At 74.7% G+C, this 23,796-nt stretch carries 22 protein-coding genes; 10 read left to right on the forward strand and 12 right to left on the reverse strand.

The window, feature by feature from the left end:
* The first annotated feature begins 41 nt into the window (after positions 1 to 41).
* From FH715_RS04535 to FH715_RS04550, 4 genes are all read left to right on the forward strand, one after another.
* The gene (locus tag FH715_RS04535) at positions 42 to 1,280 is read left to right on the forward strand and encodes a PP2C family protein-serine/threonine phosphatase (RefSeq protein ID WP_139640893.1); all 1,239 of its coding nucleotides are present in this window, start codon (positions 42 to 44) and stop codon (positions 1,278 to 1,280) included.
* Positions 1,281 to 1,501: 221 nt separating this feature from the next.
* Positions 1,502 to 2,266 carry a chitinase gene (locus tag FH715_RS04540; protein WP_246108544.1) on the forward strand — a complete coding sequence of 255 codons (765 nt, stop codon included), beginning with the start codon at positions 1,502 to 1,504 and terminating at the stop codon, positions 2,264 to 2,266.
* Positions 2,267 to 2,483: 217 nt separating this feature from the next.
* A complete protein-coding gene (locus tag FH715_RS04545; RefSeq protein ID WP_246108545.1) occupies positions 2,484 to 4,223 on the forward strand; it encodes a CoA transferase in 1,740 nt (579 codons plus the stop codon).
* Complete coding sequence (locus FH715_RS04550; protein ID WP_139640895.1) at positions 4,220 to 5,872, forward strand: class I adenylate-forming enzyme family protein; 1,653 nt, start codon at positions 4,220 to 4,222, stop codon at positions 5,870 to 5,872. The genes FH715_RS04545 and FH715_RS04550 overlap by 4 nt, the downstream gene beginning before the upstream one ends.
* A gap of 289 nt (positions 5,873 to 6,161) precedes the next feature.
* Here FH715_RS04550 and FH715_RS04555 read toward each other — a convergent pair whose 3' ends face one another.
* Together FH715_RS04555 and FH715_RS04560 are read right to left on the reverse strand one after the other, a co-directional pair.
* Positions 6,162 to 7,043: a phosphotransferase gene (locus tag FH715_RS04555; protein ID WP_139640897.1), complete on the reverse strand. Its 882-nt coding sequence runs from the start codon at positions 7,041 to 7,043 to the stop codon at positions 6,162 to 6,164.
* Between the two features lie 99 nt (positions 7,044 to 7,142).
* Positions 7,143 to 8,174 (reverse strand): acetylxylan esterase, encoded by a 1,032-nt coding sequence (locus FH715_RS04560; RefSeq protein ID WP_139640899.1) that lies wholly within the window; start codon positions 8,172 to 8,174, stop codon positions 7,143 to 7,145.
* Between the two features lie 701 nt (positions 8,175 to 8,875).
* On the opposite strand from FH715_RS04560, the gene FH715_RS04565 reads away from it, so the two are divergent.
* Positions 8,876 to 10,129, forward strand: a complete 1,254-nt coding sequence (locus tag FH715_RS04565) for an APC family permease (RefSeq protein ID WP_246108546.1) — start codon at positions 8,876 to 8,878, stop codon at positions 10,127 to 10,129.
* Positions 10,130 to 10,296: 167 nt separating this feature from the next.
* On the opposite strand, the gene FH715_RS04570 is transcribed toward FH715_RS04565, so the two are convergent.
* From FH715_RS04570 to FH715_RS04590, 5 genes are all read right to left on the reverse strand, one after another.
* Positions 10,297 to 10,920, reverse strand: a complete 624-nt coding sequence (locus tag FH715_RS04570; RefSeq protein WP_139640903.1) for a TetR/AcrR family transcriptional regulator — start codon at positions 10,918 to 10,920, stop codon at positions 10,297 to 10,299.
* A gap of 249 nt (positions 10,921 to 11,169) precedes the next feature.
* Entirely contained in the window at positions 11,170 to 11,859 is a 690-nt protein-coding gene (locus FH715_RS04575; protein ID WP_139641050.1) for a DUF3159 domain-containing protein, read from the reverse strand.
* Positions 11,860 to 12,211: 352 nt separating this feature from the next.
* Entirely contained in the window at positions 12,212 to 12,994 is a 783-nt protein-coding gene (locus FH715_RS04580; RefSeq protein WP_139640905.1) for a SagB/ThcOx family dehydrogenase, read from the reverse strand.
* A 29-nt stretch (positions 12,995 to 13,023) separates the two neighbouring features.
* Positions 13,024 to 14,391, reverse strand: a complete 1,368-nt coding sequence (locus FH715_RS04585; protein ID WP_139640908.1) for a YcaO-like family protein — start codon at positions 14,389 to 14,391, stop codon at positions 13,024 to 13,026.
* Positions 14,381 to 15,361: a TOMM precursor leader peptide-binding protein gene (locus FH715_RS04590; protein WP_139640910.1), complete on the reverse strand. Its 981-nt coding sequence runs from the start codon at positions 15,359 to 15,361 to the stop codon at positions 14,381 to 14,383. The genes FH715_RS04585 and FH715_RS04590 overlap by 11 nt, the downstream gene beginning before the upstream one ends.
* Positions 15,362 to 15,560: 199 nt before the next feature.
* Here FH715_RS04590 and FH715_RS28055 point away from each other — a divergent pair, with 199 nt between their 5' ends.
* From FH715_RS28055 to FH715_RS04600, 3 genes are read left to right on the forward strand one after another with little or no spacing between them, the layout of a single operon-like run.
* Positions 15,561 to 15,734: a hypothetical protein gene (locus FH715_RS28055; protein WP_170184621.1), complete on the forward strand. Its 174-nt coding sequence runs from the start codon at positions 15,561 to 15,563 to the stop codon at positions 15,732 to 15,734.
* Between the two features lie 32 nt (positions 15,735 to 15,766).
* Positions 15,767 to 18,202 carry a YcaO-like family protein gene (locus FH715_RS04595; RefSeq protein ID WP_139640911.1) on the forward strand — a complete coding sequence of 812 codons (2,436 nt, stop codon included), beginning with the start codon at positions 15,767 to 15,769 and terminating at the stop codon, positions 18,200 to 18,202.
* Between the two features lie 42 nt (positions 18,203 to 18,244).
* Positions 18,245 to 19,411: a zinc metalloprotease gene (locus FH715_RS04600; RefSeq protein WP_139640913.1), complete on the forward strand. Its 1,167-nt coding sequence runs from the start codon at positions 18,245 to 18,247 to the stop codon at positions 19,409 to 19,411.
* Between the two features lie 133 nt (positions 19,412 to 19,544).
* Here the strand turns inward: FH715_RS04600 and FH715_RS04605 are convergent, their stop codons facing one another.
* Positions 19,545 to 20,177 (reverse strand): TetR/AcrR family transcriptional regulator, encoded by a 633-nt coding sequence (locus FH715_RS04605; protein ID WP_139640915.1) that lies wholly within the window; start codon positions 20,175 to 20,177, stop codon positions 19,545 to 19,547.
* A 173-nt stretch (positions 20,178 to 20,350) separates the two neighbouring features.
* On the opposite strand from FH715_RS04605, the gene FH715_RS04610 reads away from it, so the two are divergent.
* Together FH715_RS04610 and FH715_RS04615 are read left to right on the forward strand one after the other, a co-directional pair.
* Positions 20,351 to 21,061 carry a hemerythrin domain-containing protein gene (locus FH715_RS04610; RefSeq protein ID WP_246108547.1) on the forward strand — a complete coding sequence of 237 codons (711 nt, stop codon included), beginning with the start codon at positions 20,351 to 20,353 and terminating at the stop codon, positions 21,059 to 21,061.
* A 95-nt stretch (positions 21,062 to 21,156) separates the two neighbouring features.
* Positions 21,157 to 22,065, forward strand: coding sequence for a hypothetical protein (locus tag FH715_RS04615; RefSeq protein WP_211367425.1), 909 nt, complete (start codon positions 21,157 to 21,159; stop codon positions 22,063 to 22,065).
* A gap of 18 nt (positions 22,066 to 22,083) precedes the next feature.
* On the opposite strand, the gene FH715_RS04620 is transcribed toward FH715_RS04615, so the two are convergent.
* From FH715_RS04620 to FH715_RS04635, 4 genes are read right to left on the reverse strand one after another with little or no spacing between them, the layout of a single operon-like run.
* Positions 22,084 to 22,542: a hypothetical protein gene (locus FH715_RS04620; RefSeq protein WP_139640632.1), complete on the reverse strand. Its 459-nt coding sequence runs from the start codon at positions 22,540 to 22,542 to the stop codon at positions 22,084 to 22,086.
* 18 nt (positions 22,543 to 22,560) lie between these two features.
* Complete coding sequence (locus FH715_RS04625) at positions 22,561 to 22,914, reverse strand: DUF7848 domain-containing protein (protein WP_139640917.1); 354 nt, start codon at positions 22,912 to 22,914, stop codon at positions 22,561 to 22,563.
* On the reverse strand, positions 22,902 to 23,294 hold the full coding sequence (locus tag FH715_RS04630; protein ID WP_170184622.1) for a hypothetical protein: 393 nt from the start codon (positions 23,292 to 23,294) through the stop codon (positions 22,902 to 22,904). The genes FH715_RS04625 and FH715_RS04630 overlap by 13 nt, the downstream gene beginning before the upstream one ends.
* Positions 23,291 to 23,794 (reverse strand): ATP-binding protein, encoded by a 504-nt coding sequence (locus tag FH715_RS04635; protein WP_139640920.1) that lies wholly within the window; start codon positions 23,792 to 23,794, stop codon positions 23,291 to 23,293. The genes FH715_RS04630 and FH715_RS04635 overlap by 4 nt, the downstream gene beginning before the upstream one ends.
* Positions 23,795 to 23,796: the final 2 nt, after the last annotated feature.

The raw sequence follows: 23,796 nt of genomic DNA on the forward strand, positions 1-23,796 counted from the left end.
CTAGGGTGGCGGGACACGAGCCGAGGTCTGAGGTGGTCCGGATGACGGAGTCGGAAGTCGATTACGCCGCGGTCTACCGGGCGTACCCCGCGCCGGTCGCGCTGCTGCGCCCGGACCTGACCTATGTCGAGGTGAACGACGCCTACGCGCGCACCGCGGGGCGGAGCAGGGAGGAGCTGCTCGGCCGCTCCTTCGACGAGGTGTTCCCCGACGACCCGGAGGACAGCGCCCCCAGTGGCACCCGCAACCTGCGGCTCTCCCTGAGGAGGGTGGCGGCCACCGGTAGAACCGACCCGATGGCCGTCCAGCGCTACGACGTGCGCCCCGAGGAGGGGGCGGAGGGCTTCGCCGAACGCTACTGGAGCGTCGTCAACGCCCCCGTCCTGGACGAGCACGGGCGGGTGCGGCTGCTGCTCCACCGGGTGGAGGAGGTCACCGACCTGATCACCGGCGAACGGGCGCCGCGCGGCACGGCGGCCGGGGAACGGGGGCGCCGGATGGAGTCCGAGGTCCTCAACAGGGCCGGGGAGTTGCAGGCCAGCAACGACCGGCTCCGCGCGGCGCACGCCCAGGAGCAGGAGGTGGCGCTGAGCCTCCAGCGGTCCATGCTGCCGCCGCCCGACCCGCGGCTGAACCACGACTCGGCGGTGCGCTACCGGCCGGCGAGCGCCGCGATGAACGTCTGCGGCGACTGGTACGACATCATCCAGCTGAGCCAGGAGCAGATCACCCTCGCCGTCGGCGACGTGGTCGGTCACGGGCTGGAGGCGGCGGGCGTCATGGGCCAGCTGCGCAGCGCGCTCAGCGCGGTCGCCCGCGTCTCGGAGAGCCCCTCCCGGGCGTTGGACGTGCTCGACCTCTACGCCCGCTCGGTGCCGGGCGGCCAGTCCACCACCGTGGTCAAGCTCTTCGTGGACTGGGGCAGCCACACCCTCACCTACGCCAGCGCCGGCCACCCGCCGCCCGCGCTGGCCAGGGCCGACGGCCGCGTCGACTTCCTCGACCAGGCCGTCAACCCGCCGCTCGCCGCGCTCCCGACGCACGGGGAGGCCATCGAGGCGTCGACGTCCTTCCGGCCGGGTGACGTGCTGGTCATCTACACCGACGGCCTGGTGGAGCGGCGCGACGAGGACATCGACCGGGGTCTTGGCCGGCTGGCGGACGCGTTGCGGCGCCACCGCGACGAGAACGCCGAGGCGCTGGCCGACGCGCTGCTGGTCGACATGCTGCCGCCGAAGGGCACCGAGGACGACACCGCGCTGGTCATCCTGCGGCTCTGAACGGCCGGCGAGGTGACCGCCCCCGTGGCGAACGGGGCGCCGTCCAGGCTCCGTTGGGGGTGCGCCGGCGCGCGGGGGCACGTGCGCGCGGCGCACGATCATTGGTACAGACCGATTGGTACAGACCAACCCCTTGACGGCCTCTCGCGGGTCTTCTTGAATCACTTCAGGTTCCCCCGCGTGACCCCGCGCACAGCGCACCGTCCCGAGAGAGGATTGGCATGAGCATGATCGACAGATGGCGGCGCGGCCTCCGCGCCGCAGGCTTTCTGGCCGTCGCCACGCTCCTGGCCGGACTGCTCAACGCGTTGCCCGCCTCGTCGGCCACCGCCACCGACCCGGTCGGCGCCGAGGACGTCCGCCCGACGGCGTTCCCGGTCTCCGAGGCCCAGTTCAACGAGATGTTCCCGAACCGGAATCCCTTCTACACGTACGAGGGCCTCACCGCGGCGCTCAGCTCCTACCCGGACTTCGCCAACGCCGGCGGCGAGACCATCGCCCGCCGGGAGGCCGCCGCCTTCCTCGCCAACGCCAGCCACGAGACCGGCGGACTGGTCCACATCGTGGAGCAGAACGAGGCCAACTACCCGCACTACTGCGACCCCAGCCAGTCCTACGGCTGCCCCGCCGGCCAGGACGCCTACTACGGCCGCGGCCCGATCCAGCTCAGCTGGAACTTCAACTACAAGGCCGCGGGCGACGCCCTCGGCATCGACCTGCTGAACAACCCCTGGCTGGTCCAGGAGGACGCGGCCGTCGCCTGGCGCACCGCCCTGTGGTACTGGAACACCCAGAGCGGCCCCGGCACGATGACCCCCCACGACGCCATCGTGAACGAGGTCGGCTTCGGGGAGACCATCCGCGCCATCAACGGCTCGATCGAGTGCGACGGCGGCAACCCCGGCCAGGTGCAGAGCCGGATCGACACCTTCACGCGGTTCTCCGCGATCCTCGGCGTCGACCCCGGCGGCAACCTGTCCTGCTGACCGCTCCGCGCTCCGCCGCGCCCTCCCGCGGGCGCGGCGCGGGTTCGCCGTCCGCCACCCCCTCAGGTGGCGGGCGGCGCCGCGCGGGCGGCGACGGCCCCGCCCCTTCCCCGTTCCCGGTGGGCGTTCGTTCCCGTGAGCGAGTCACTCACCCTTCGGGGTGCAACCCGGCCGCTTGGCGCCCCAACTCCCGTGCCTGGCACCCACGATGGGGAACGTGAACGTCTCCCCTCGTGTCCCGGTCACGCCCGGCGCGGGCATGAACGACCGCGCGCCGGCGCGTTCTCCGGCGCATCGCGCGGTTGCCGGGCGCCTGCTGGCCGCACTGCCCCCGTCCGTTCGCCGCGAGGTGACGGAGGCCGTCGACTGGGCGGGCCCCGTCGCGCTGCCGCTGGTCGACGAGCGCACCGTCCAGTCCGCCTGCGGCGTCGCCCATGTGCACGGCCGCGCGGCGGGCACGCCGGAACACCTCGCCGTCCCCTACACCGCCACGGTGGCCGGCGTCCTCACCGCGCTGGGCGTGCACGCCGCCCTGCTCGCCCGCCGGCGCGGCCTGGCGCTGCGCCGGGTCACCACCTCGGTCGCCCAGGGCGCGCTGCTCTCCCTCACCCAGTACCTGGCCGCCGCCACCGCCCCCGACGGCCCGGCCGACGACCCGGCCCCCGGCGTGGCCAGCCTGGTTTCGGCGGACGGCGTCGTGTGCGAGATCGAGACCCTCGACCCGGACGCCTGGCGGGAGTTCTGGCGGCGGCTCGGCGTGGAGCCCGCGCTCGCGGGGCGCGGCTGGGCGCCGTTCCAGCGCCGGTTCGCCACCGGGAGCTGCCCGTTGCCGCCGGAGCTGCGCCGGGCCGCCGCCGGCCATCCGCTGGCCGCCCTGGCCGACGCGGCGCTGGCCGGCGGCCTCAGCCTGGTCGCGCTCCCCGACGACCCCGACCCGGCCGGGCTGCCGGCGCCGCTGCGCTCCGCGTGCGCGCCGGGGCTCGCGGGGAGGCGACTGCCGCCCGCCGACGGGGCGTTGCCGCTCAGCGGGCTGCGCGTCGTCGAGGCCACCAACCGTGTGCAGGGCCCGCTCGCCGGCCATCTGCTGCGGCTGCTCGGCGCCCGCGTGCTGCGCGTCGAGCAGCCGGGCGGCGACCCGATGCGCGGACTGCCACCGCTGGCCGGCGGCGTCTCGGCGCGGTTCGCCGCGCTCAACGCCGGCAAGTCCGTCGCCGAGATCGACCTGGCCACCGCGGCCGGCCGCCGGGCCGTCGTCGAACTCGCCGCCGAGGCCGACGTGTTCCTCCACAACTGGCCGCCCGGCCGCGCCGAGCGGCTCGGCCTCACCGCCGCCGACCTGTGGCGGGCGCGGCCCGGGCTGGTGCACGCCGCCGCCTCCGGCTTCGGCGACGCCTTCGGCCCGGCCGCGCCGCCCATCGGCACCGACTACCTCGCCCAGGCCCACGGCGGCCTCGCCGCCGCCCTGCGCCCCGCCGGCCGGCGGCCGACGCCCTCCCTGATGACCCTCACCGACGTGCTCGGCGGGGCGCTCTGCGCCCATGGCGCGGTCGCCGCGCTGCTGCGTCGCGCCGGCGCGGGAAGGGGCGTGCGCGTGGAGTCCTCACTACTGTCGGCCGCCGCGCTCGTGCCGCGCCCGCGCGTGAGGGCGCCCTGGACCCCGCTGGACCAGCCGTTGCGCACCGCCGACGGCTGGCTCGCGCTGCCCGCCGCCGCCGACCCCGTCCGGCTCGCCCGCGTCACCGGCGCGTCGAGGCAGGCGCCGGACGCGGTCGCGGAACGGCTCACCACCCGCGCCACGGGGGAGTGGTGCGCGGCGCTCGCCGACGCGGGTGTCGCCGCCGTCCCCGTCGTCACGGAGTTGGCGGCCCTGGCGCGCGACCCCGCGTTCCGCGCCGCCGTCGCCCCCGCACCGCCCGGCGGCCACGCCCGCCCCCGCACCCCCTGGACCTTCTCGTGACCGCTCCCACCTCACCGGCGGCCCCCGCCGCGCCCGTCTGGACGAGCCGCGACGGCCTCGCCCTCCCCGACCTGGTGCCGCCGGCCGAGCGCCGTTGCTGGGTCGCCGGGGGGCTGTGCCCCGACCTCGACCTGGCGGCGCTCTTCCGCGGCCACGTTGCCGCCCACCCCGCCCGGCAGGCCGTCGTCGAGGCCGGCGACCCGCTGGGCGGCGGCTGGGACTACGCCACCCTGGACGCCGAAGTCCGCCGGATCGCCGCCCTGTTCACCGACGCCGGGCTCGGCGCCGGCGACGTGGTGGCGCTGCGGCTGCCCAACGGACGCGCCGCCGTCGCCGCCGAGTTGGCGGTCTACTCGATCGGCGCCGTCGCCCTGCCGTACCCACCGGGCGGCGGGCGCCGCGACACCCTCGCCCTGCTCGGCCGTGCGCGCGCCGCCGGCGCGGTGTTCGCCGAGCCCTCGGACCTCGCGCTCGCCGGCCGACTCCCCGCGCTGCGCGCCGTCTTCACGACCGACCAGGCACACGCCGGGCGCGCGGGGGGCGTGTGCTGGCTGGGTGCGCCGGCGCGCACGCGGTGGCGGCCGGGCGCTGTCGATCCGGCGGCGCCCGCACGGCTGATGGTCTCCTCCGGCTCGGAGGCCGAGCCGAAGATGGTCGCCTACGCCCACCACGCGATGGGAGGCGGCCGGGCCCGCTATCTGCGTGCACTCACCCCCGACCCCGGCCCCCGGCGCCACCTGGTCCTGGTGCCGCTCGGCTCCTCGTTCGGCTCCTGCGGCGTGCTCACCGTGGCGGCGCTCGGCGGAACGCTGCTCGTGCTGCCCGCGTTCGACCCCGCCGAGGCGCTGCGGGCGGCGAGCGCGCACCGCGCCACCCATCTCTTCGCCGTCCCGACGATGCTCCGCCGGATCGCGGAACGGCCCCCGGCGCCGGAGGAGGAACTGTCGCCGCTGGTGGCCGCCGTCTCCAGCGGCGCCGAACTCCCCGCGTCCACGGGGGAGTTGGCCAGACGCCGCCTCGGGAGGCCGGTGATCACCGTCTACGGCTCCTCGGACGGCGTCAACTGCCACACCCGCGCGACCCCCGAGACGCCCGCCGGATTCGTCGGCGTCCCCGACCCGGCGGTGGTCGCCGTCCGGATCGTCGCCCCCGACGGTCGGGAAGTCCCGGCGGGGGAGCCGGGCGAGATCCAGGCCCGGGGCCCCATGACCCCGCTCTGCCACGTCGGCGACCGCGCGGGCGACGCCCGCCACCGCACCCCCGACGGCTGGGTCCGCACCGGCGACCTGGGCCGACTGGACGCGCGCGGAGGGCTGTTCCTCCTCGGCCGGCTGCGGAACGTCGTGATCAGGGGCGGCTACAACATCAGCCCCGCCGAGGTCGAACGCCACGTCGCCGCCCACCCCGACATCGCCGAGGTCGCCTGCGTCCCGGTCCCCGACCCCGACCTCGGCGAACGCCTCTGCGCCTGCGTCCGCCCCGTCCCCGGCGCACGGGCGCCGACGCTGGCAGCGCTCCAGGCCTTCCTGTGCGGCGAACGGGGCCTGGAGAAACGCAAGCTCCCCGAACTGCTGCTGCCCGTCACGGAGATGCCACACGGCCCGACCGGCAAGATCTGCCGCGGGACCCTGGCCGGGTGGGTCGGGTAGCCGACTACCGGCCTTGCCGGCCTGGGCGGGTTGTCGTCCTCGCCCCGGTGGTGGGTTACTCGCGCAGTTCCCCGCGCCCCCGGTGTGGGTTGGCGTGGTCGTTCGGGTGCGGGTTCACGTTCGGCAGGTGACGGCCTGCTTGGGGGCGCGGGGAACTGCGCGAATGCTGTGTGGCGGGCCGCAGTCGACTATGCACGTGCGTGGCTTGGATGGGTTGTCGGCGTGAGCCCGGTGTGTGGTTGCTCGCGCAGTTCCCCGCGCCCCTGGTGGGGGTGGACGACGACGATCCTCAGCCGTCCACGTGGGTAGTCGCCCCCCGCCACCCCGTCTCGCGCAGCCGCGCGAGCCACGCGAGGCCCAGCTCGCGGCCGTCCGGGAGGCGGTCGTCGCGGTCCCAGCGCCAGACGGTGATGATCGCCAGCACCAGGCTCCGGCACGCGTGCAGCAACTCCAGGTCGACGCCCGGGTACTCCTCGCCGACACCGTCCGGCGCGTGGGCCAGGTCGAACTCCACCGGCCCACGGCAGCAGGTCTCCAGGTCGATGAAGAGCGGCCCGCCCTCGGTGACGAGAAGGTTCCCCGGGTGCGGCTCGCCGTGCAGCAACTGCTCGGCGCCGCCGCGTTCGGCGACCGCGCGGCCCGCGTCGCGCAGGGTGTCAACGAGCAACTGCCGGTCGTCTTCGGCGAGTTCCGGGGTGCGGGCGCGGTCGGCCACGAGCGCGCCGGCGTACGCGACCCGTTCGGTGAAGCGCGGTGCCGCCACATCAAGGGCGCGCATCCCGGCGTGCAGCCGCGCGAGTGCGCCGGCGTACTCGACGGGGGAGAGCGCGCGGGGCGGCACGGGGGGCGCGTGGTAGGTCCAGAACGTGACCGCGAACCCGTCACGTTCGTGGGCCTCAGGCGCGACGCGCGGATCGGGCGCGCCCACCGGACACCCGGCGTCGACCAACCGCCGGGCGAGGTCGATCTCCCATCGCGCGAGCTTCCGCGCCTCCGCCCCCGCGTCCCCCGGCCCGGCGGGCGCGATCCGGGCCAGGGTGTCGCAGGGCAGCAGCCGCGCCGTCAGTTTGTTGGAGTCCTGGAGCACGAGCGCCTCGTCGGCCGCCAGCCCGAGCGCGTCGGCGATCCCCCGGGCCGCGCCCACCGCGCGGCGCCCCGTAGTGCCATCCATGTGCTTCTCCTTGTTCGGCCCGCCCGCGCGGACCGGCGCAAGGTACCAAGGCGGCCGGGCCGCCGCCTCAGGTTTTCCGGCGGCACCACGCCGCCCCGGCTACGGCAGGAAGCGGTGGGTGGCGCGCACCAGCTCCGCCTCCTCGGCCGCCGTGTCCGGGTGCTCGAAGTGGCCCGCCGTCAGGGCGAACAGCCGGCGTGGACCGGCCAGCGCCCCGAAGACCGCGAACTGCCCGGGCGGCGGCACGGCCGGGTCGAGGAACGCCGCCCCCACCAGCGTCGGAATCCGCATCCTGGACGCGGCGCTCGCCGCGTCGAAGTACCGCAACACCTCGGCGACGTCCGGCCGTTCGCGGTGCAGCCGGCGCACCGCCTCCCCGCTGCCGACGCAGGGCAGCGTCAGCCGCAGCGGATGGTTGCCGAAGCTGGGAACGGTCAACGCGGCGGCGGTGAACCGTTCGTCCCAGGGCAGCGCCAGCGGCCCGATGCCGCCGCCGAAGCTGGTCCCCAGATAGCTCAGCCGGGCCGCCGCCTCGGGCACCAGCTCCAGCAGCGCCGTCGCCGCGCACCACACGTCGGCCGCACAGTCCCCGTGCACATAGGTGTCGCGCGCCGCGATGCCGCTCAGCACATGGGCGTCGGGCTCCTCGGGGATGTCGGGGAAGCGGCTCAGTTCGGGCAGCCCGCGCAGCACCGGCCAGAGGGTGGCGGCACCGGGCGGCGCCAGCGCGGGCTCCGGGCGTGCGCGGCCCCCGTAGCCGTGGGTGGCGACGCAGCCCCGGGTGACCCGCCCGGAGGCGGGCAGGGTCAGCCATCCGCCGAGCCGCCGCCCGCCCACCGAGCCGAACTCCACCCGGTGCGTGCGGTGGTGCGCGTCCCGTTCCACCTCTGGACCGAGCCGGGGCGCGACCCGCACCTCGCGCGCCCGCGCGAAGCGCCGGCGCCAGAACGCGTCGAAGTCGTCCGGCGGCGCGGGCGCGCCCACCCCCAGAAGCGCGTCGGGCGGGTACCCGTAGGTCGGGTCGAAGTCGAAGGGGTGGTCCCCGCGCAGCCGTTCCACCCGGCGCGCGGCCCGTTCCCACGCGCCCCCGAACACCTCGTCGCCGGCGTCCACATCGCCGTTCCGCCTCATCGCGCTCCCGTCGCCCTCACGTGCCCGCACCGTTCCCGTCGCGTTCCCGTCGCGTTCCCGCCCCGCGCCGGCCGCACACCGGTGCCCCCGGCACCACGGGCCCCGCCGCCGCGCCGCATCGTCGCGCCCCCGGGGCTCCCGTGCGCTGACGGGACCGGTTCCGCCAGGGACGTGGTGCAGGCCGGGAGTGTCAGCGGCGGCATCCACTTCCACACCGGGGCCGAGCCGTCCGAAGCGGCACGGCCGCGTCAACTCACTTCGGACACCCGGGGGTTCGTCAACCGCACCAGCGAGATGGGGCATCTCGACGCGGTGCTCGGCGTGCCGGACCCCGGGGTCTCCGCCGTGGTCCTCGTGGTCGGCACGGCAGGCGTCGGCAAGACCTCTCTCGCGCTGCGCTGGGCGCGCGGGTGGCCGCGGGCGTGGACGCGTAGTCGCGGGCGACTGCGGTGCCGTGTGGGTGGGGTGGGTTGTCGGGCGCGGCCCGGATTTGGGTTGCTCGCGCCGTTCCCCGCGCCCCTCCACCGCCGGCGGCGCGTTTGGGGGCGCGGGGAACTGCGCGGTGCATGGGTGGCGGGCCGCGGACGACTGCGGTGGGGGGTCGTCCGCGCGCGGGGGCTTGGCTCTAACGTGCTGAACGTTGCCGTCGTCCGGGCGCCGCGAGGTCCGTGGGTCGTCGCGGGGCGGCGAGGAGGATGCTCATGGCCGGGTCCTTCGGCGCGTTGCGGCGCACGCTGGGCGTGACCGACGCGGTCGTCATCGGGCTGGGCGCCATGATCGGCGCCGGCATCTTCGCCGCGCTCGCTCCGGCGGCCGGCGCCGCCGGCTCGGGGCTGCTGCTCGGCCTGGCGTTGGCGGCGGTCGTCGCCTACTGCAACGCGACCTCCTCCGCGCGGCTCGCCGCCCGCTATCCCGCGTCCGGCGGCACCTATGTCTACGGCCGCGAGCGGCTGGGCGACTTCTGGGGCTATCTGGCGGGTTGGGCGTTCGTCGTGGGCAAGACCGCGTCCTGCGCGGCGATGGCGCTGACGTTCGGCGCCTACGCCTGGCCGGGGCAGGCGCACGCCGTCGCGGTGGCGGCCGTGGTGGCGTTGACGGCGGTCAACTACGCGGGGGTGCGGAAGTCCGCGCTGCTCGGCCGGGTGATCGTCGGCGCGGTGCTGGCGGTCCTGGCCGCCGTGGTGGTCGCCGTGTTCGCGTCGGACGCGGTGGAGTTCGGCCGGCTCGACGTCGGTTCGGACGCGACGGCCGGCGGGGTGCTCCAGGCGGCGGGGCTGCTGTTCTTCGCCTTCGCCGGCTACGCCCGTGTCGCGACGCTGGGGGAGGAGGTGCGCGACCCGGCGCGCACGATCCGGCGTGCGATCCCGCTCGCGCTGGGCATCACGCTGGTCGTCTACGCGGCCGTCGCCGTCGCGGTCCTCACCGTGCTGGGCTCGAGGGGGCTGGCCGAGGCGTCGGCGCCGCTGTCGGACGCGGCCCGCGCCGGGGGAGCGGAGTGGCTGGTGCCGGTGGTCCGTCTGGGCGCCGCGCTGGCCGCGTTGGGGGCGTTGCTCGCGTTGATCCTCGGGGTGTCCCGCACGGTGCTCGCCATGTCCAGGGATCGGCACCTGCCGTCGGCGCTGGCCGCGGTGCACCCGCGTTTCGCGGTGCCGCACCGGGCGGAGCTGCTGGTCGGCGCGGTGGTGGCCGTGGTCGCCGCGACGGGGGACGTGCGCGGGGCCATCGGGTTCTCCTCGTTCGGGGTGCTGGTCTACTACGCGGTCGCCAACGCGTCGGCCTGGACGCTCGGGCCCGGCGAGGGGCGCCCGCCCCGGCTGGTTCCGCTGGTCGGCCTGGCCGGCTGTCTCGTGCTGGCCTTCGCGCTGCCGGCCTCCTCGGTGCTGGCGGGTGCGCTGACGCTGGCGCTGGGCGCGGGTCTCTACGCGGCGCGCTCGGCGTGGGGGCGGCGGTCCTGACGGCCGGCGGCCCGCCCCGCGGCCCGTGCGCGGCGAAGGCGCCTCCGGTGGTGGTGAACTCGCCGCCACCGGAGGCGCCTTGGGCGCCGTCGGAGGACGTCGGGGCGCCGCCCCCGCGTGGGGTGCCGGCGGTCCCGGCGTTCGCGTTCGCCGGGCTTGCCCGCGCGTCAGGAGGCGATCGGGTCGCCCACGGCACCGCTGGTCGCCGTCCGGACGGCGTTCGCGATCCGCGCGGAAGCGTCGGCGAACTCCGAGGCGGGAACGCCGTCCAGCAGGGCGGCGCCGATGTGTTCGTTCACCACCCGCAGGGCGGCGCCGGCCGCCGCCGCGTGGAGCCGGACCTGAAGGTCGTCGGCGGGGAGGTCGAGCCGCTTGCCGACGATCTGGGCCAGCTCCCGCTCCAGCTCGTCGCAGGCCATCAGCCAGGCCGTGCGTATCGCCGGCTCGTCGTCCCCGAGCCGCACCATCTGCACCGACAGCACGGTGTCGGCGCGTTCCGTGTCGCTCGCCGCCTGGCCGAACCGCTCGCTCTCCTGGGCGAAGTGCTCCTCCAGCGAGAGATGGGGCGGCCAGGTGCGCAGCGTGGTCATCTCCCACTCGACGCCCTGGGCGACGATGGGTTCGGCGCAGCTCTCCTTGGAGCGGAAGTGGCGCCAGATGGTGCGGGTCGACAGCCCGACGGCCTCGGCGATCTGGTCGCCGCTGGTCCCGTCGACGCCCTGCTTCCAGAAGAGTCGGGCGGCCTCCCGCGAGATCTCCAGCCGCAAGCGGTGGCGTCGCTGCTCGCTCATCGCTCCTCTGACGCGTTTCGTCGTGGCCACGCCTCTTCACCCTTTCTCCGCACCAGGCACATCAAGTGCCATATTGACATTAAGTGACGGCCCGCGCCACCTCCCGGAGGGGGCCGCGCCCCGCTCCCCGGTGACCCGCGCCCCGCTCTCATGGGCCAGCGCCCGCGCGTCAACGCCCTAGCGCCGGTCGGACCGATCGGGTCCTCCGGCGCGTGGGCGTGGAAGTGCGTGCCGCGTCCGTCGCGTGTCTCAGCCGTGTTGGGGGGCGGTCAGGCCGAGCGCCTTCAGCCGCTTCTCCGAGGCGCGGACGGCCCAGGCGAGGACCAGCAGGCCGACGGCCAGCAGCGGGTAGCCCATGGCGATCTTGGCGAAACCGAGCGACTCGACGTCGTCGGAGTCGTAGAGCCACTGCTGCACGACGAACCTGGCGGCGAAGATCGCGGTCAGGGTCAGGGTGGCGATGTCGTAGTACAGGCGCGAACGGGCGTCCTGGCGCCAGGCGTTGCCCTTGCCGGTGGCGGCGTTCCACAGCAGGCCGGCGAGCGGCCAGCGCACCAGCACGGAGGCGAGGAAGACGACCGCCGCGGCGAGACTGGTCCAGATGCCGATGAGGAAGTAGTCCTTCGCCGAGCCGGTGTACCAGGCGATCCCGGCGGCGATCGCCACTCCGAACAGGCCGCCGAGCGCCGGCTGCAACGACTCCTTGCGGGACAGCCGTTCGACGGCGATGGCCACGGCGACGGCGATCGAGCAGATGATCGCGGCCCGGAGCCCCTTGGCGTTGTTGGCGACAACGAACACGAGCGCGGGGAGCGCGGGGTAGACGAGCCCCTTGGTGCCGCCGGCCTGGTCGAGCATGGTCGGCTTCCTCGGCTGTCCCGCCGGCTGCTCGGTCCGCACGGTGGTGGTCACCCTCTGGTCGTTGCTCGGGCTCTGCATGGTGATCAGCTCTTCCGGGTTGGTGGTGGGGGAGCGGCCCCTGTGCGCCACTAAGTGACAGCTTGGCATTCAGCGACACTTTGCGTCCACCCGCCACGGTGTGACCTGGATCACCATGCATTCCAACGTTCCTCGTTCGCCGCGGAGTTGTGCGCGTCAGAGCCCGTCAGGGGGCGGTCGAGCCGGGATTGAGGGGAGGGCCGGCCGCCACCTCCGTTTCCGTCGACAGCGGAGCCTCGGCCTGACGGTCCGCGGGCTCCGAACGGCCCCGCGCCAGCGGGGCGCAGCCGCCACGGCGGCCCGGCCCGTCGTGGCAGGGCGACCGAGGGAGGCCGTGGAGGCCGTGGGGGGCTCAGTCGCCGTCCGCGACCGGGCCCAGCACCACCGTGTGGACCGAGCTCTCCAACCGCCCGTCCAGCTGGAGCAGTTCGTCCAGCTCGTGGTCGTGGAAGCCGGCCAGGCAGAGGGAGCCGGCGCCGACGCCCTCCGCGGCCAGGCAGAGGCCCTGCCCCATGTGGCCGGCCTCGATCAGCGCGAAACGGTAGCCGCGCTCCGCGTACTTGGCCGTCGAACGCGAGAAGACCCCGGTCAGCGCGACCACCGCGCCCGCGCCCTCCAGGAACTCCGGGTGCAGACAGGCCGCCCGCAGCCCGGGCGCGGGGTCGACCGGGTCCACCCACCGCAACTCGCCCGCGTGCGGCGCGTAGTAGTGGACGCCGGGCGCGATCCCCTCCACGTTCATGACCGCCACATACGCCTCCACCGGGTACAGCCCCCCGGCCGAGGGCGCCGGGCGCCGGACGTCGGCCGCGCCGACGCCCACCCGCAGGATCGTCGCCAGCGCGCGGCGGCTCAGCGGCGCGCCGCCCCACGCGCGCTCGCTGCGCCGGCGCGCGGCCAGCTCCCCGAGCGCCGGCAGCGGCAGCGGCTCGTCGTCGAGCACCGTCGCCGGCGCGCTCGCGTACCGGTCGGGGCCGGCGCGCAGCTCGTTCATCCGCGCCTCGAAGTGCTGCACGGTGTCGGAGTAGTTGAGCTGCCGGTCGCGGGTGAACTTCGAGTTCTCGTGGTAGCTCGCCGCCAGCGGCGCGTACCCGTGCGGGTCGGGGGCCGGCATGGCGTTCCAGGGGGCGGACATCGTGGCGTGCTCCTTCCGGCCGGGGCGTCTCAGGCGAACGGGTGCGGCGCCGGGTTGAGTTCGGACTCGCGGGCCGGCTCGCGCCGGTGCCCCAGCTCCACCGGCAGCCGGTAGAGGCGTTCCCCGCCCAGGCACTGGAGGCGGCCGAAGCTCAACGGCTGGGAGCCGGGCACCAGCGTCTTGACCACGTGCCAGCCGAGTTCGCGCAGGTCGGGAGGGGTGAGGTCGACGGAGATGACCCGCATCCCGCGCCGGGCGACGGCCTCCACCGCCTCGGCGAGCGTCGTCTCCCGCGCCGGCGCACGCCCGCCGGGTGGGCGCCACGGGACCCGCTCGTGCAGCAGCCAGCGCAGGCTGTCGCGGTAGCCGGGCTGGCAGGTCATCCGGATGTGGTCCTCCGGGTCGGCCAACTCCTCCAGCGGCTCGGCCGTCGCCGTCGCCGGGAAGCCGCGCCTGGCCATCACCGCCACGATCTGGAACGCCTCCAGCACCGCCTTGCGCAGCGCGCTCGGATAGTCGCCCCGGCAGGAGGCGCCGAAGCAGAACGGGGGCAGGTCCGGGTGGTTCGGCAACACCCCGGCCAGCACCACCGGTTGCCCCAGGTCCAACGTGAGGTCCCACGCCCGCACCTCCAGGTCCAGCCAGCGCGGCAGGGAGGCCAGCAGCGCGTCCACGTCGTCGGCGACGCCGAACAGCGGTATCTCGGGCGGCGTCCAGCGGTTGAGGTGCCGGATGGTGAACGCGTCCCGCTCCTCCACCTCCCGCAGCCCGGCCAGCACGGCCGCCTCCGGATCGGTGTGGGCCGCCAGTCCCGTGGTCGTCCACGGCGACAGGTCCTCGCCGTCGAACCGCGCGCGGTAGCAGGGCAGCGCCAGTTGCGCCGGGACCCACACCCGCCGGTCGCGGGTGAGGTCGTGCCCCTCCACCCAGCCGCGCGGCGCCGTCTCGTCCCACGGCACGCACGACGAGGGGGTGGCGCGGGAGGGCAGCGCGAACGCGTCGCCGGGCACCGCGTCCGCACCGAGGTCGCGGTAGCTGCCGCGTTCGACGGGGACCAGCGCCCCGCCGACCAGCGACCCGTACCGTTCGAGCGTCTCGCCCACCGCGCCGACGCGCGCCTCGGCCGCCGAGGTGCCCACGCCGAAGCCCATGACGGAGAAGTCGGCCGCGACCCCGGGCAGCAGCTCGGGCCGCGCGGTCAGCGCCAGCCGGGTCACCATCGCGCGGGGCAGCAACTCCGAGACGAACGGCATCACATGGGTGACGATCCCGGTGCGCGGCGACACGACGGCGTCCAGGTCGGGGCCGGTATCCGGGCCAGCCGCGTCCGGAACGGTGTCCAGGCCGGCGTCGGCCGCGTCCGGTGGCCCGGCGGCGGGCCCCGCGTCAGCCGGCACGGCCGCAGCTTCCGCAGTTCGGCACCCGCAGCACCGGGTGCCGGGTGAGCTTCAGGGTGGTGAGGCTCAGCTGGAGCAGCGTCGGGGCCGGCGCCTCGTTGGTGCGGCCGGCGAAGACGTTGACCGTGCGCAACGAGGCCAGGCTCGCCAACAGGCCGTCGCCGGCGGCCAGTCCACCGGCCGGCGCCGAGGCCAGCCGCCGCCCCAGCGACTCCTCGTCTCCGGGGCCCGGCCTGCCGTCGCCGTGGGCCGCCGCGCGTTCCCTGGTGCACAGGCAGTCGTAGCAGGCGTTGCGCCCGGGGATGACCACATGCGTCAGCACGGCGGTGACGCCTTCGAACCAGCCGGCCAGATAGGGGACCTGGACGCGCCGCGCCCAGCCGTCGAGGCGGCGCAGCCGCGCGTCCTCGCGTTCCCTGGTGAGGCAGACGGCGAGCGAGGGCGCCGCGCCGCGCGGGGCGGGGGAGCCGGCCTCGCCGATCGTCGGCTGGCGTGAGACCCGCAGGTCCATGCTGGCGCCGGTCAACTCGGCGAAGCGAGCGTCGAGTTCCGCGTCGCCCAGGCAGAAGATCTCGGCCGGCTCCCCGCCGGGCGCCGGGTCCTGGAGCCCGCCGTCGGGGAAGAGGCTCAGCGCCGCGTTGGCCCGCCGGTCGGCGCCAGGCCCGGCGTCGAGCCGGGCCAGGGTGGTGACCAGCCCCTTCGACTCCAGCCGCGCCAGCAGCCGTTCGACCGTGGCGGCCGGGGTCTCCACCTCGCGGGCGAGCTGTGCGGCCGAGTGCGGCCTGGCGACCAGGCCGAGCACCCGCCCCGCCAGCGCCGCCGTCTTGCCGCGCAGGGTGACATCTCCGGTGACGAGCCGCACGGTGACCGAGAAATCGGTTTCAAGGGTGACCGAGGCGCCCGGCGTCAGAACATAGCTGGGCGCCTCGGCGCCCCGCGCCTCGACGCGCGAGGAATCATCGGTCGGCATGGCCGTCATTCGTACCGGAAGGGCTGCGTCAGGGTCAATAGTTTAACGATATGACATGCGGAAATAAGCTTACACAAGTGGACGGTTGGCGTCCGCGGGAGGAGGCGTGGCAGGGTGGTCGACGTTCCGTTCGGCCGGCTCCTCGCATCCGTCGACCGACGAGAAATCGTTTTCAGATCACTTTCTCTGGAGGTATGTCATGGCACATGACCACGAGACCCCCGGCGCGCTTCCCGAGACCGAGGCGGGCATCGACGAACTCGACACCCTCGACCTGGCGATCGAGAAGCTCGGGCCGCGCCTGGCCCTCGACAACGTCGAGGGCGGCAGCAGCGCCGCCTCCTCCGGCTGCACCCTCAGCGGCAAGGGCTGAGGCCGGACGCGGAAACGCCTCGGACCCACGTCGTGACCTCCCCACCCCTCACCACGCGCGACGCCGTCGCGCCGGCCGGCACCACCCAGGTGCTGGCGCGGCCCGACGGGCGACTACTGGTGCGCGGTTGGGATCACGCGGCCGTGCTGGCGGGGGAGCATGCCACGCTCGCCGGCCGGCTGCTGGCGGCGCTGGGGTCCGGCACCGCCCCCGACGCCTGGGCGGCCGAGGCGGGTGTGCCGGCCACGACGGCCGGCGCGCTGCTCGGCTGGCTCGGCCGACAGGGCTTGGTGGCGCCGGCGCCGACGGGGGGCACCGGCGCCACTAGGGTGGTGAACACCTACCCCGCGCTGACCGCCGTCGTCGCGGAACCGGAAGTGGCCGGGGCGGCACGTCAACTCCCCCAGACTCATGGGCTGTTGGTGACGGACGACGTGCGCGAGGTCGCCGACCGCGCGGCCGGCCGGCCCGTGGACGTGGTACTGCCCAGGCGGCTGCTGACCGGGAACGAGGCCACGGCGCCCGTGGTCGCCGCGCGCGCCGTGCTGGCGGCCGGCGGCAGTTGGGCCACCCACTGGCGCGAGCCGGGCAAGGTCCTGGTCACCTCCGATCTCTCCGGCGCGCGCCTCTGCCTCGACTGCCTCGCCGCACGCGAACGCGCCGGCTGCGCACGCCCCGCGCACGGCGTTGACGCACGCCCCGCGCGCGACGCGGAGAGCCCGGACCCGGCGGCCACCGCGCTGCTCCTGACCCACGCGGCGCTGCGCCTGCGCGCGCCGACCCGCTTCCCCGACGGCGCCGTTCTCCTCGAACTGCGCCCCCGGCAAGCGGACCTCACCCGAGTCCTGGGCCTGCCGACCTGCCCGCTCTGCGCGCCCGGGGCTCCCCTCGATCTCGCCGGCACCCCCCAAGCCGGCGATCCCGCGCCCCTCGACGTCCTACTCCCGTCGAGCCTGGCGCGGGCACCGCGCCCGCGTCGTCCATTCCTCCCGGACGGCGCGGGCGCACCTCCGCACGCCCCCCAACACGCCCCGGCGCCCGCCATCGCACCCGCGCACGCGCTTGCGCCCGCGACGCTCGCTGAACGCTGCCGGCGCTCCCACGACCTGTCGCCGGAGCGGCTCGCCGCCCTCACCCACGACCTGCGCGCCCTCCACGGCCCCCGTGGCGTGCTGCGCACCCTGCGCACCGAACACCCAGCCGTGGCCGCCGACCTCCTCCACACCGCCGACCTCTTCCACGCGGTCACCGGCGACCTCGCCGACCTCCGGGAGATCAGCGCCTCGCACGCCCAACCGCAGCTCTACGACGCGTTCGGCGCCGCCTGGACCATGGCGGACGCCGTGCGGCGCTGCCTGGGCGAAGCCGTCGAACGCTACTGCGCGCTGGTGCACGGCGCCGCCCGCCGGGTGGTGTGGGGCGCGGCGCGCGACCTGCCGAACGCGGTGCCGCTCGAACGTTTCGCCACGTTCTCCGACCGCGAGAAGCCGGCCGTCGAGGCGGACTTCCCCACCGCCTCGGCGGCCTCCCCCCTCGGCTGGGTCCACGGCCACAGCCTCACCCGGGGCGGCCCGGTGCTCGTTCCCGCCCAGCTGAGCCTGCTCGGATACACCGCCGCCGCCTTCGAGGACGCGGTGCAGCCCGGTTCCAACAAGGGCCTGGCGGCAGGCAAGGACGCCGACGCCTGCCTGGTCCACGGCCTCTGCGAGCTGATCGAGGCCGACGCGCTGCTCATCCACTTCCTCAACCGAGCCCCCGTTCCCGAACTCGCCCTCGACACCACCGGCCACCCCCGCGTCGACCGCGCCCACCGGGCCCTGCGGGCCACCGGCGGCCGGCTGCGCGCCTGGGACTTCGCCACCGATCTGGCCGTTCCCACCGTGCTGGCCATGGTCGAACGCCACGACGGCACCGGCCCGTTGGCGACCTTCGGCATGGCGACCCGCCTCGACCCCGGCGAGGCCCTGGAGAAGGCGGTGCTGGAGGCGCTGCACGGCACCTGCTGGCTGACCGGCCAACTCGTCGAGGAAGCACGGGCGTTCCCCGGTGCCCCGGACGCGGCCTGGGTCACCGAGCGGGAACGCGCGAAGGCGCTGGGCGCCTCGCCCGGCTACCTGGACGCGCTCGGCTGGCTGCTCATCCGCGAGCGACGCCGCCCGTTCGCCGCCTACGCCGCCGCACACCCCCCGGCCCCCAGCACCCCGGGGGCCGGGCTCGACCTGCTCGTGGAGACCCTGCGGGACGCGGGACTCGAAGCGGTCGCCGTCGACCTGAGCACCCCGGACGTCCGCGCGGCGACCGGGCTCCAGGTGTGGCGCGCCGTGGTGCCCGGCCTCCAGCCGTTCTCGATCGGCCCGCTCCAGGCACGGGAGAACGCGCGCCTGCGCACCGTGCCCGTGCGGATGGGCCACCGCGCGGCGCCGTTGCCCGAGTCGGCGCTCAACCCGCTGCCGCACCCCTGCCCCTGACCCGCGATACGTGATCCGCCCGTAGGACCGAGAGGAGCCCGGGTGCCGTCGACCTCCGAGACCGCCCCCGAACGCCCCCGGCTGGCCGAACCGGTGGAGGCCACGGCCGACGGCGGCCAGGTCTATGTGCGGATCGGCACCCCGCCGTCCTACCTCAGGCTCGGCGCCCGCGCCTGGTCGATCGCCCAACTCCTCGACGGCTCGCGCACCGTTGACGAGGCCGCACGCGAAGCCGGCTGCCCGCCCGCCCACGTGCGGAAAGTCATGGCCCAACTCGCCGCCAACGGCCTGCTGGAGGGCACCGAGGCGCCGCGCGCCCACGGGGGCGACGTGCACCGGCAGTCGTTGTTCTTCCTGAAGTCCACCTGGCACGACCCGCGTTCGCTCGCCACCGCCCACCGGTTGTTGGCCCGCTGGTGCCCGCCGCGCGTGGTCCTCCCCGCGCTCGTCGCGCTGCTCGCCGCCGGCGTCGTGGTGTGCGCGCTGCGGTGGGGCGACATGCTCTCCGGTGCGAACGACGCGCTCAGCTGGTCAGCGGCCTGGCAGGTGTGGCCGGCGATCCTGCTGCGCGCGGTGGTCCACGAGCTGGGGCACGCCTTCACCTGCCTGAGCTTCGGCCGGTCGGTCGCGGCGCTGGGCGTCGGGCTGTACTACTTCCAACCCGTCGCGTTCACCGACGTCAGCGACATCTGGCTGCTGCGCGCCCGCTGGCGGCGCGTCCTGGTACACCTCAGCGGGCCGCTCGTCGACCTCGCGATCCTGGTCGCCTCCGGCTGCCTGGTGCTGGCCCTCTCCGACGGCGCGGCCCGCACCTTCGCCGCCTACCTCTTCCTCTCCACCGTCGTCGGCATCGTCGCGACGCTCAACCCGCTGCTGCGCAGCGACGGTTACTTCGTCCTCACGGAGCTGCTCCGCGAGGACGACCTGCGCGAACGCGCGATGGCGCTGCTCGCCACGACCGCGCCGTGGCGCGTCCGCGTCCGGGACCGGACGACGGCCGTGCTGGTGGCCTACGGGGCGCTGTCGTTCGTCTACATCGTCGTCATCCTGGGCGTCGCGGCGAACGTGGCCTCCGGCTTCCTGCTCGGCTCGGTCCTCGGGCTGGAGAACGCCGTGCCGGCGCCCCTCGCCTGGACGGCCGGCGCGGCCGTCGCCGTCGCCCTGTGGCTGCGGATGCTCCGACAGGCCAGGAGCGGCACGCTGGCCTGACGGCCGTTCCCGCGCCCGGCGTTGGTGCGGCGGGTGACGAGCACGGCGGCGCCGCACGGACGCGGGTCGGGCCTGGCCGGTGGTGTGGGCCACGTGACGGCTCGGAACGGTCGGGCCGTCGTGGGGGAGCGGCCTACGCCGGGCCCGGGTCTTCGAGCATCCGCACGGCCTGGCGGGCGAGCAGGCGCTCCGCGTCGTCATAGCTCCAGCCGCAGTCGACGACAAGCGACCGCCACGCCGACAGCCCGAAGCAGAACCACAGGCGGTCCGCCGCGCCGTCCACGTCGAGACGGGGAGCCACCACCCCGATGGCGACGAGGTGCTCCGCGACCTCGCGCAGCGCCTGGCGGTACTGCGCGACGACGTACTCCCATACCTGCCGCGCCTTGTCGTCGCTGGCCATGGAGGAGTGGAGCAGGTTGATGGACGCGGCGAAGCGTTCGGTGTTGCCGCGTATTCCCCGCGCCAGGGACGTGACCGCGGAGGCGAGGTCCGTGCTGCGGAACACCTCGTCGTGCAGCCCGGTGGCCTTCGAGTCCGCCACGTCCACGGCCAGAAGAGCGTGCAGGAGTTGCGTCTTGGTGCCCACGCTCGCGTAGAGCGTCTTGGTCGCGACACCGGCCGAGCGGGCGAGCTGCCCCATCGTCACCTGCGCATAGCCGTGCGTGGTGAAGAGGTCGCGCGCGGTCTCCAGGATGTCCTGTCGGGTCTGGGCCGCGCTCTGCTCGCGTCGCGTTGACCGGTACCTCCGAGTCCGTTCGGGCATGGCGGCAGCCTACCTGAGGCCATAGTGGCTCACTTCAATGCAGAGCATGTAACTTGAATAGAGGCCGGGCGCACCGAAACCTCTTCCACCCTTCCCGCCTTCCCGCCGGGACGGTTCAGGTTCTCGGGGTCCGCCCGGAAGACCATGCGCTCCTACGCGAAGGTTCCGCACACATGACCATGCAAGCTGAGTCCCACGCGCAAGCCCTCACGGAAACGCGGCTCGCCCATGAGACACACCGACTGGCGACCGGACTGCTCGTCGACGCCGCCGGCCGCACCACCGTGCCGCGCCAAGCACTCGCGCGGCTACGGGACTTCATCGTGGCGAACCTGCGTCACCACCACGAGACCGAGGACGCGTGGCTGTGGCCGCTCGTCGTGGCGGCGGCGCCGGACACGAAGGGCGCGCTCGACGAACTCAGCGAGGAACACGACCGGCTGGACAGCGCGCTCGACCGCCTCGCCGCCGTCGACCTGACCGGCACGGAAGAGCCGGGCGGCGAGCCCACGGGCGGCGAGAGCGTGAGCGGCGAGGGCACGGGCGGCGAGAGCGTGAGCGGCGACCGCCGGCACGCGCTGCGCGAGGCGGCCGTCGCGGTGCGCGACAGCGTGCGTGACCACCTGACCCACGAGGAACCGGTGCTGTTCCCCGCCCTGCGGCACATCACGCCCACGCAGTGGGAGGAGTTCGCCCAGCGAGTCATCGCCAGCACGCCCCCGGTGGCCGGGCATCTGATGATCGGCTTCCTCGATGAGGCCGGCACGCCGGCCGAGGTGGAGTCGATGCTCGTGCACATGCCGGCCCCGGCGAAGGCGGCGCTGCCCGCCCTGCGCGGCCAAGCCGCCGCCGAGCTGCGAGCCCTGCGAGGCGACGGATCGTGACACACACTCAACTCCCTTGACCGGACACGGCGTACGAGGCGTTCAGGGGCGACCTGACCATCGCCGCCGCCTACCTCACCCCGGCCGGAGGGGCGGTGGTCACCAGCGTCTCACCGGTAGGGCTCGCGGACCGGGCGGCCAACGAGGTCAGCTTCACCACCTCGCTGGGCTTCCCGAAGAAACTGGAACGCATCCTGAGCGACCCACGCGTCGCTCTCGCCTATCACACGCGCGACCACGGGTTCGCCAACCACAGCCACTACGTCCTCGCCCAGGGCCGGGCGGAGGTGGATCTTCAGCCCCCGGCGCAGCGACTGGCGGAGCTGATGGAAGCCTCCGAGCCGTTCCTCGGGCGGACCAGGCGCGGGCGCGTGTGGGACTGGCTGCTTCGCGAGTACCACCAGAACCGGGTCTTCGTCGATGTCCACCCGGAACGCGTCGCCGTCTGGCCCGACCTCTCGGCGAGTGGACGCCCGACCGTGACGGGCGCCTCCTGGCCGGGGCATCCCGCCGAACAGGAACCGCCGAAGAACGGCACCGCCCCGCGGACACCCGTCGCCAAGCTCGCCCGGCAGATCGACGCCCTTCCTCATCGCCTGCTGGCCTACCAGGGCGCCGACGGCCACCCCGTCATCCTCCCGGTGACGGTCACCGGACACGACGAGACCGGTCTGCGCCTCGCCGCGTCTCCCGGGCTCCTGCCGCCGGGCGGACGCCGGGCGGGATTCCTCGCCCACCGTTTCCAACCGCAGTGCGTCGGCCTGGCCATGCGCACCCTCACCGGCTGGTTGACCGTCGAGGACGGGCAGGCCCTCTACGCACCCCACACATCGGCGGGCATGACAGCGCCGCCGAGCAGAACGGTCACGACCGTGGCCAACGGCCTGTTGGCCAAGCAGGGCCTGCGCCGCGCGCGGCGCGACGGCACAACGGCGCGCCTGCGGGAGCTCGCCGCCCGGAACCAGGCGCGAGGGCCCGAGGAGCAATCCGACGACGCCGACTGAGGCGCCCGTCCGCCCTCGTCAGATGAAGGCGGATTCGGGGCGGTCGGTGTTGATGAGGAGGGGGAGGCGGCGGCGTTGGCCGGTGGCGATGATGGCGTACTGGTAGAGGGCCGGGGGCTCGTACAGTTCGCGCATTGGGACCCAACTGGCGCCTTCCTTGGGGTCCCTGGACGGCACGTCCGGGAGGACGCCGCCGTCCAGGACGTAGGTGAGGCCGTTGAGTGTGCCTTCGTCGTCCGTGGTCGGGGTGACGGCCACCACCTCGGACAGGGCGCGTTCGCAGCCGGTCGCCTCCAGGAACGTCTCGCGGGCGGTCAGGATGATGCAACGGCCGGGCGGTACCTGGCCGTTGGGCAGGACCCAGCCTTCCTGGCCGTCCTCCCGCAGGCCGCGCACCATCAGCATGTGGTTGCTCTGTGTCGTGGCCAGCACATGGAAGGTGATCGGGATGGGTGAGTGGTTGATGGTGGTCAACATGACTGGTTTCTCCTTGCGTTAACTGGTCAGGGCGGGGAGGAGGCCCGAGAGGGCCGTGAGCAGGCACATCAGGCCGACGAACGCCGGGCCGACGAACCCCGGGCCGGGCGTGGAGGCCGGTGGTGGGTCGTCCGGGCGGGGAACGACCCGCCAGTGGCGTTCGGTCCGGGCGAGGAAGAGGGTGTGGTCGGGCCGGTCCTGGGAGTGTTGGAGCGCCCAGACCGCGACCGGGAGTGAGTCGTTGTCGAAGAGCGGGGAGACCGCCTCGCAGCTCATGCACTCCGCGCCGTAGATGCCCTCCGGCACCCCGGGCCCCCGCTCCTGGATCAGCACGCGGTCCGCGCCGCGCACGATGTCGTTCACGACGGACACGCCCCCTTCCAGAAGCGGGTGCCGAACGTGGTGCGGGCCCGGGGTGCCCCGCGCTCCCGCCGAGGCCAGGGCATCCATGCACCGCCCGCCGGCGGATACGGCTCCCGCGGCCGTCCGTCGGGCGCGCGGGGTGCGGCGCGTTCGGCGTCGGTGAAGTCCCACGCCATCGCGGCCAGTTGGCGTAGGCAGGCGTCGCACGCGTAGAGCGGGACGGTGGCGCCCTCCGAGGTGAGGCACCCGATCCACACCACCGGCGAGACGCGATACCCGCACCAGAACCAGCAGGGCCCCAGGGCCCGTTGCTCCGCACCGACGATCCCCGGCACCGGTATCTGGAACTCCCACTCGACGGGTGCCACGGGACGGCTCGCGCCGTTCACGCCGTGTCCCGGCACGTGAACCAGACGACCTTGCCCAACCGGCACGAGGCGCCGGCCATGAACGGCACCGGCATGTAGCCGAACCCGTCGGCCATCTCCCGCAGCATCCACAGCCCCCGGCCGTCCTCCGAGCACCAGTCCGGCGTGCGCAACACCGGCAACTGCCGGGACTCGTCGAAGACCTGCACCAACAGATCCGCCTCCGCACGCACCACCCGCAGGCCACACCGCCGACTCACCGTGTGCTTCGCGACATTCGCCAACAGCTCCGAGACGCCAAGCCGCGCCAATTCCACGGCATTCCGCGACACCCGCCACTCGACCAACGCACCCGCGACCGCCCGACGCCAGCCCTCGATCTCACGCACGCTGACCGTCAGGGACCAACGGGCGTCATGGGGAACCTCGTTGGGTCCCGTTTCGGAAAGGCCGCCCGTGAGGAAGCGGGGTCTTTCGGGGGCCTCGGGCACCCGCACTTCCGGACCGCTCACAGTGGGCATAA

Source organism: Streptomyces sedi (assembly GCF_006335015.1).
Classification (GTDB): domain Bacteria; phylum Actinomycetota; class Actinomycetes; order Streptomycetales; family Streptomycetaceae; genus Streptomyces; species Streptomyces sedi.

Coding starts and splice junctions, on each gene's coding strand:
- FH715_RS04535 (WP_139640893.1), top strand. CDS start 42: ATGACGGAGTCGGAAGTCGATTACGCCGCGGTCTACCGGGCGTACCCC.
- FH715_RS04540 (WP_246108544.1), top strand. CDS start 1,502: ATGAGCATGATCGACAGATGGCGGCGCGGCCTCCGCGCCGCAGGCTTT.
- FH715_RS04555 (WP_139640897.1), bottom strand. CDS start 7,043: ATGGATGGCACTACGGGGCGCCGCGCGGTGGGCGCGGCCCGGGGGATC.
- FH715_RS04560 (WP_139640899.1), bottom strand. CDS start 8,174: ATGAGGCGGAACGGCGATGTGGACGCCGGCGACGAGGTGTTCGGGGGC.
- FH715_RS04565 (WP_246108546.1), top strand. CDS start 8,876: ATGGCCGGGTCCTTCGGCGCGTTGCGGCGCACGCTGGGCGTGACCGAC.
- FH715_RS04570 (WP_139640903.1), bottom strand. CDS start 10,920: ATGAGCGAGCAGCGACGCCACCGCTTGCGGCTGGAGATCTCGCGGGAG.
- FH715_RS04575 (WP_139641050.1), bottom strand. CDS start 11,859: ATGCAGAGCCCGAGCAACGACCAGAGGGTGACCACCACCGTGCGGACC.
- FH715_RS04580 (WP_139640905.1), bottom strand. CDS start 12,994: ATGTCCGCCCCCTGGAACGCCATGCCGGCCCCCGACCCGCACGGGTAC.
- FH715_RS04590 (WP_139640910.1), bottom strand. CDS start 15,361: ATGCCGACCGATGATTCCTCGCGCGTCGAGGCGCGGGGCGCCGAGGCG.
- FH715_RS28055 (WP_170184621.1), top strand. CDS start 15,561: ATGGCACATGACCACGAGACCCCCGGCGCGCTTCCCGAGACCGAGGCG.
- FH715_RS04605 (WP_139640915.1), bottom strand. CDS start 20,177: ATGCCCGAACGGACTCGGAGGTACCGGTCAACGCGACGCGAGCAGAGC.
- FH715_RS04610 (WP_246108547.1), top strand. CDS start 20,351: ATGACCATGCAAGCTGAGTCCCACGCGCAAGCCCTCACGGAAACGCGG.
- FH715_RS04620 (WP_139640632.1), bottom strand. CDS start 22,542: ATGTTGACCACCATCAACCACTCACCCATCCCGATCACCTTCCATGTG.
- FH715_RS04635 (WP_139640920.1), bottom strand. CDS start 23,794: ATGCCCACTGTGAGCGGTCCGGAAGTGCGGGTGCCCGAGGCCCCCGAA.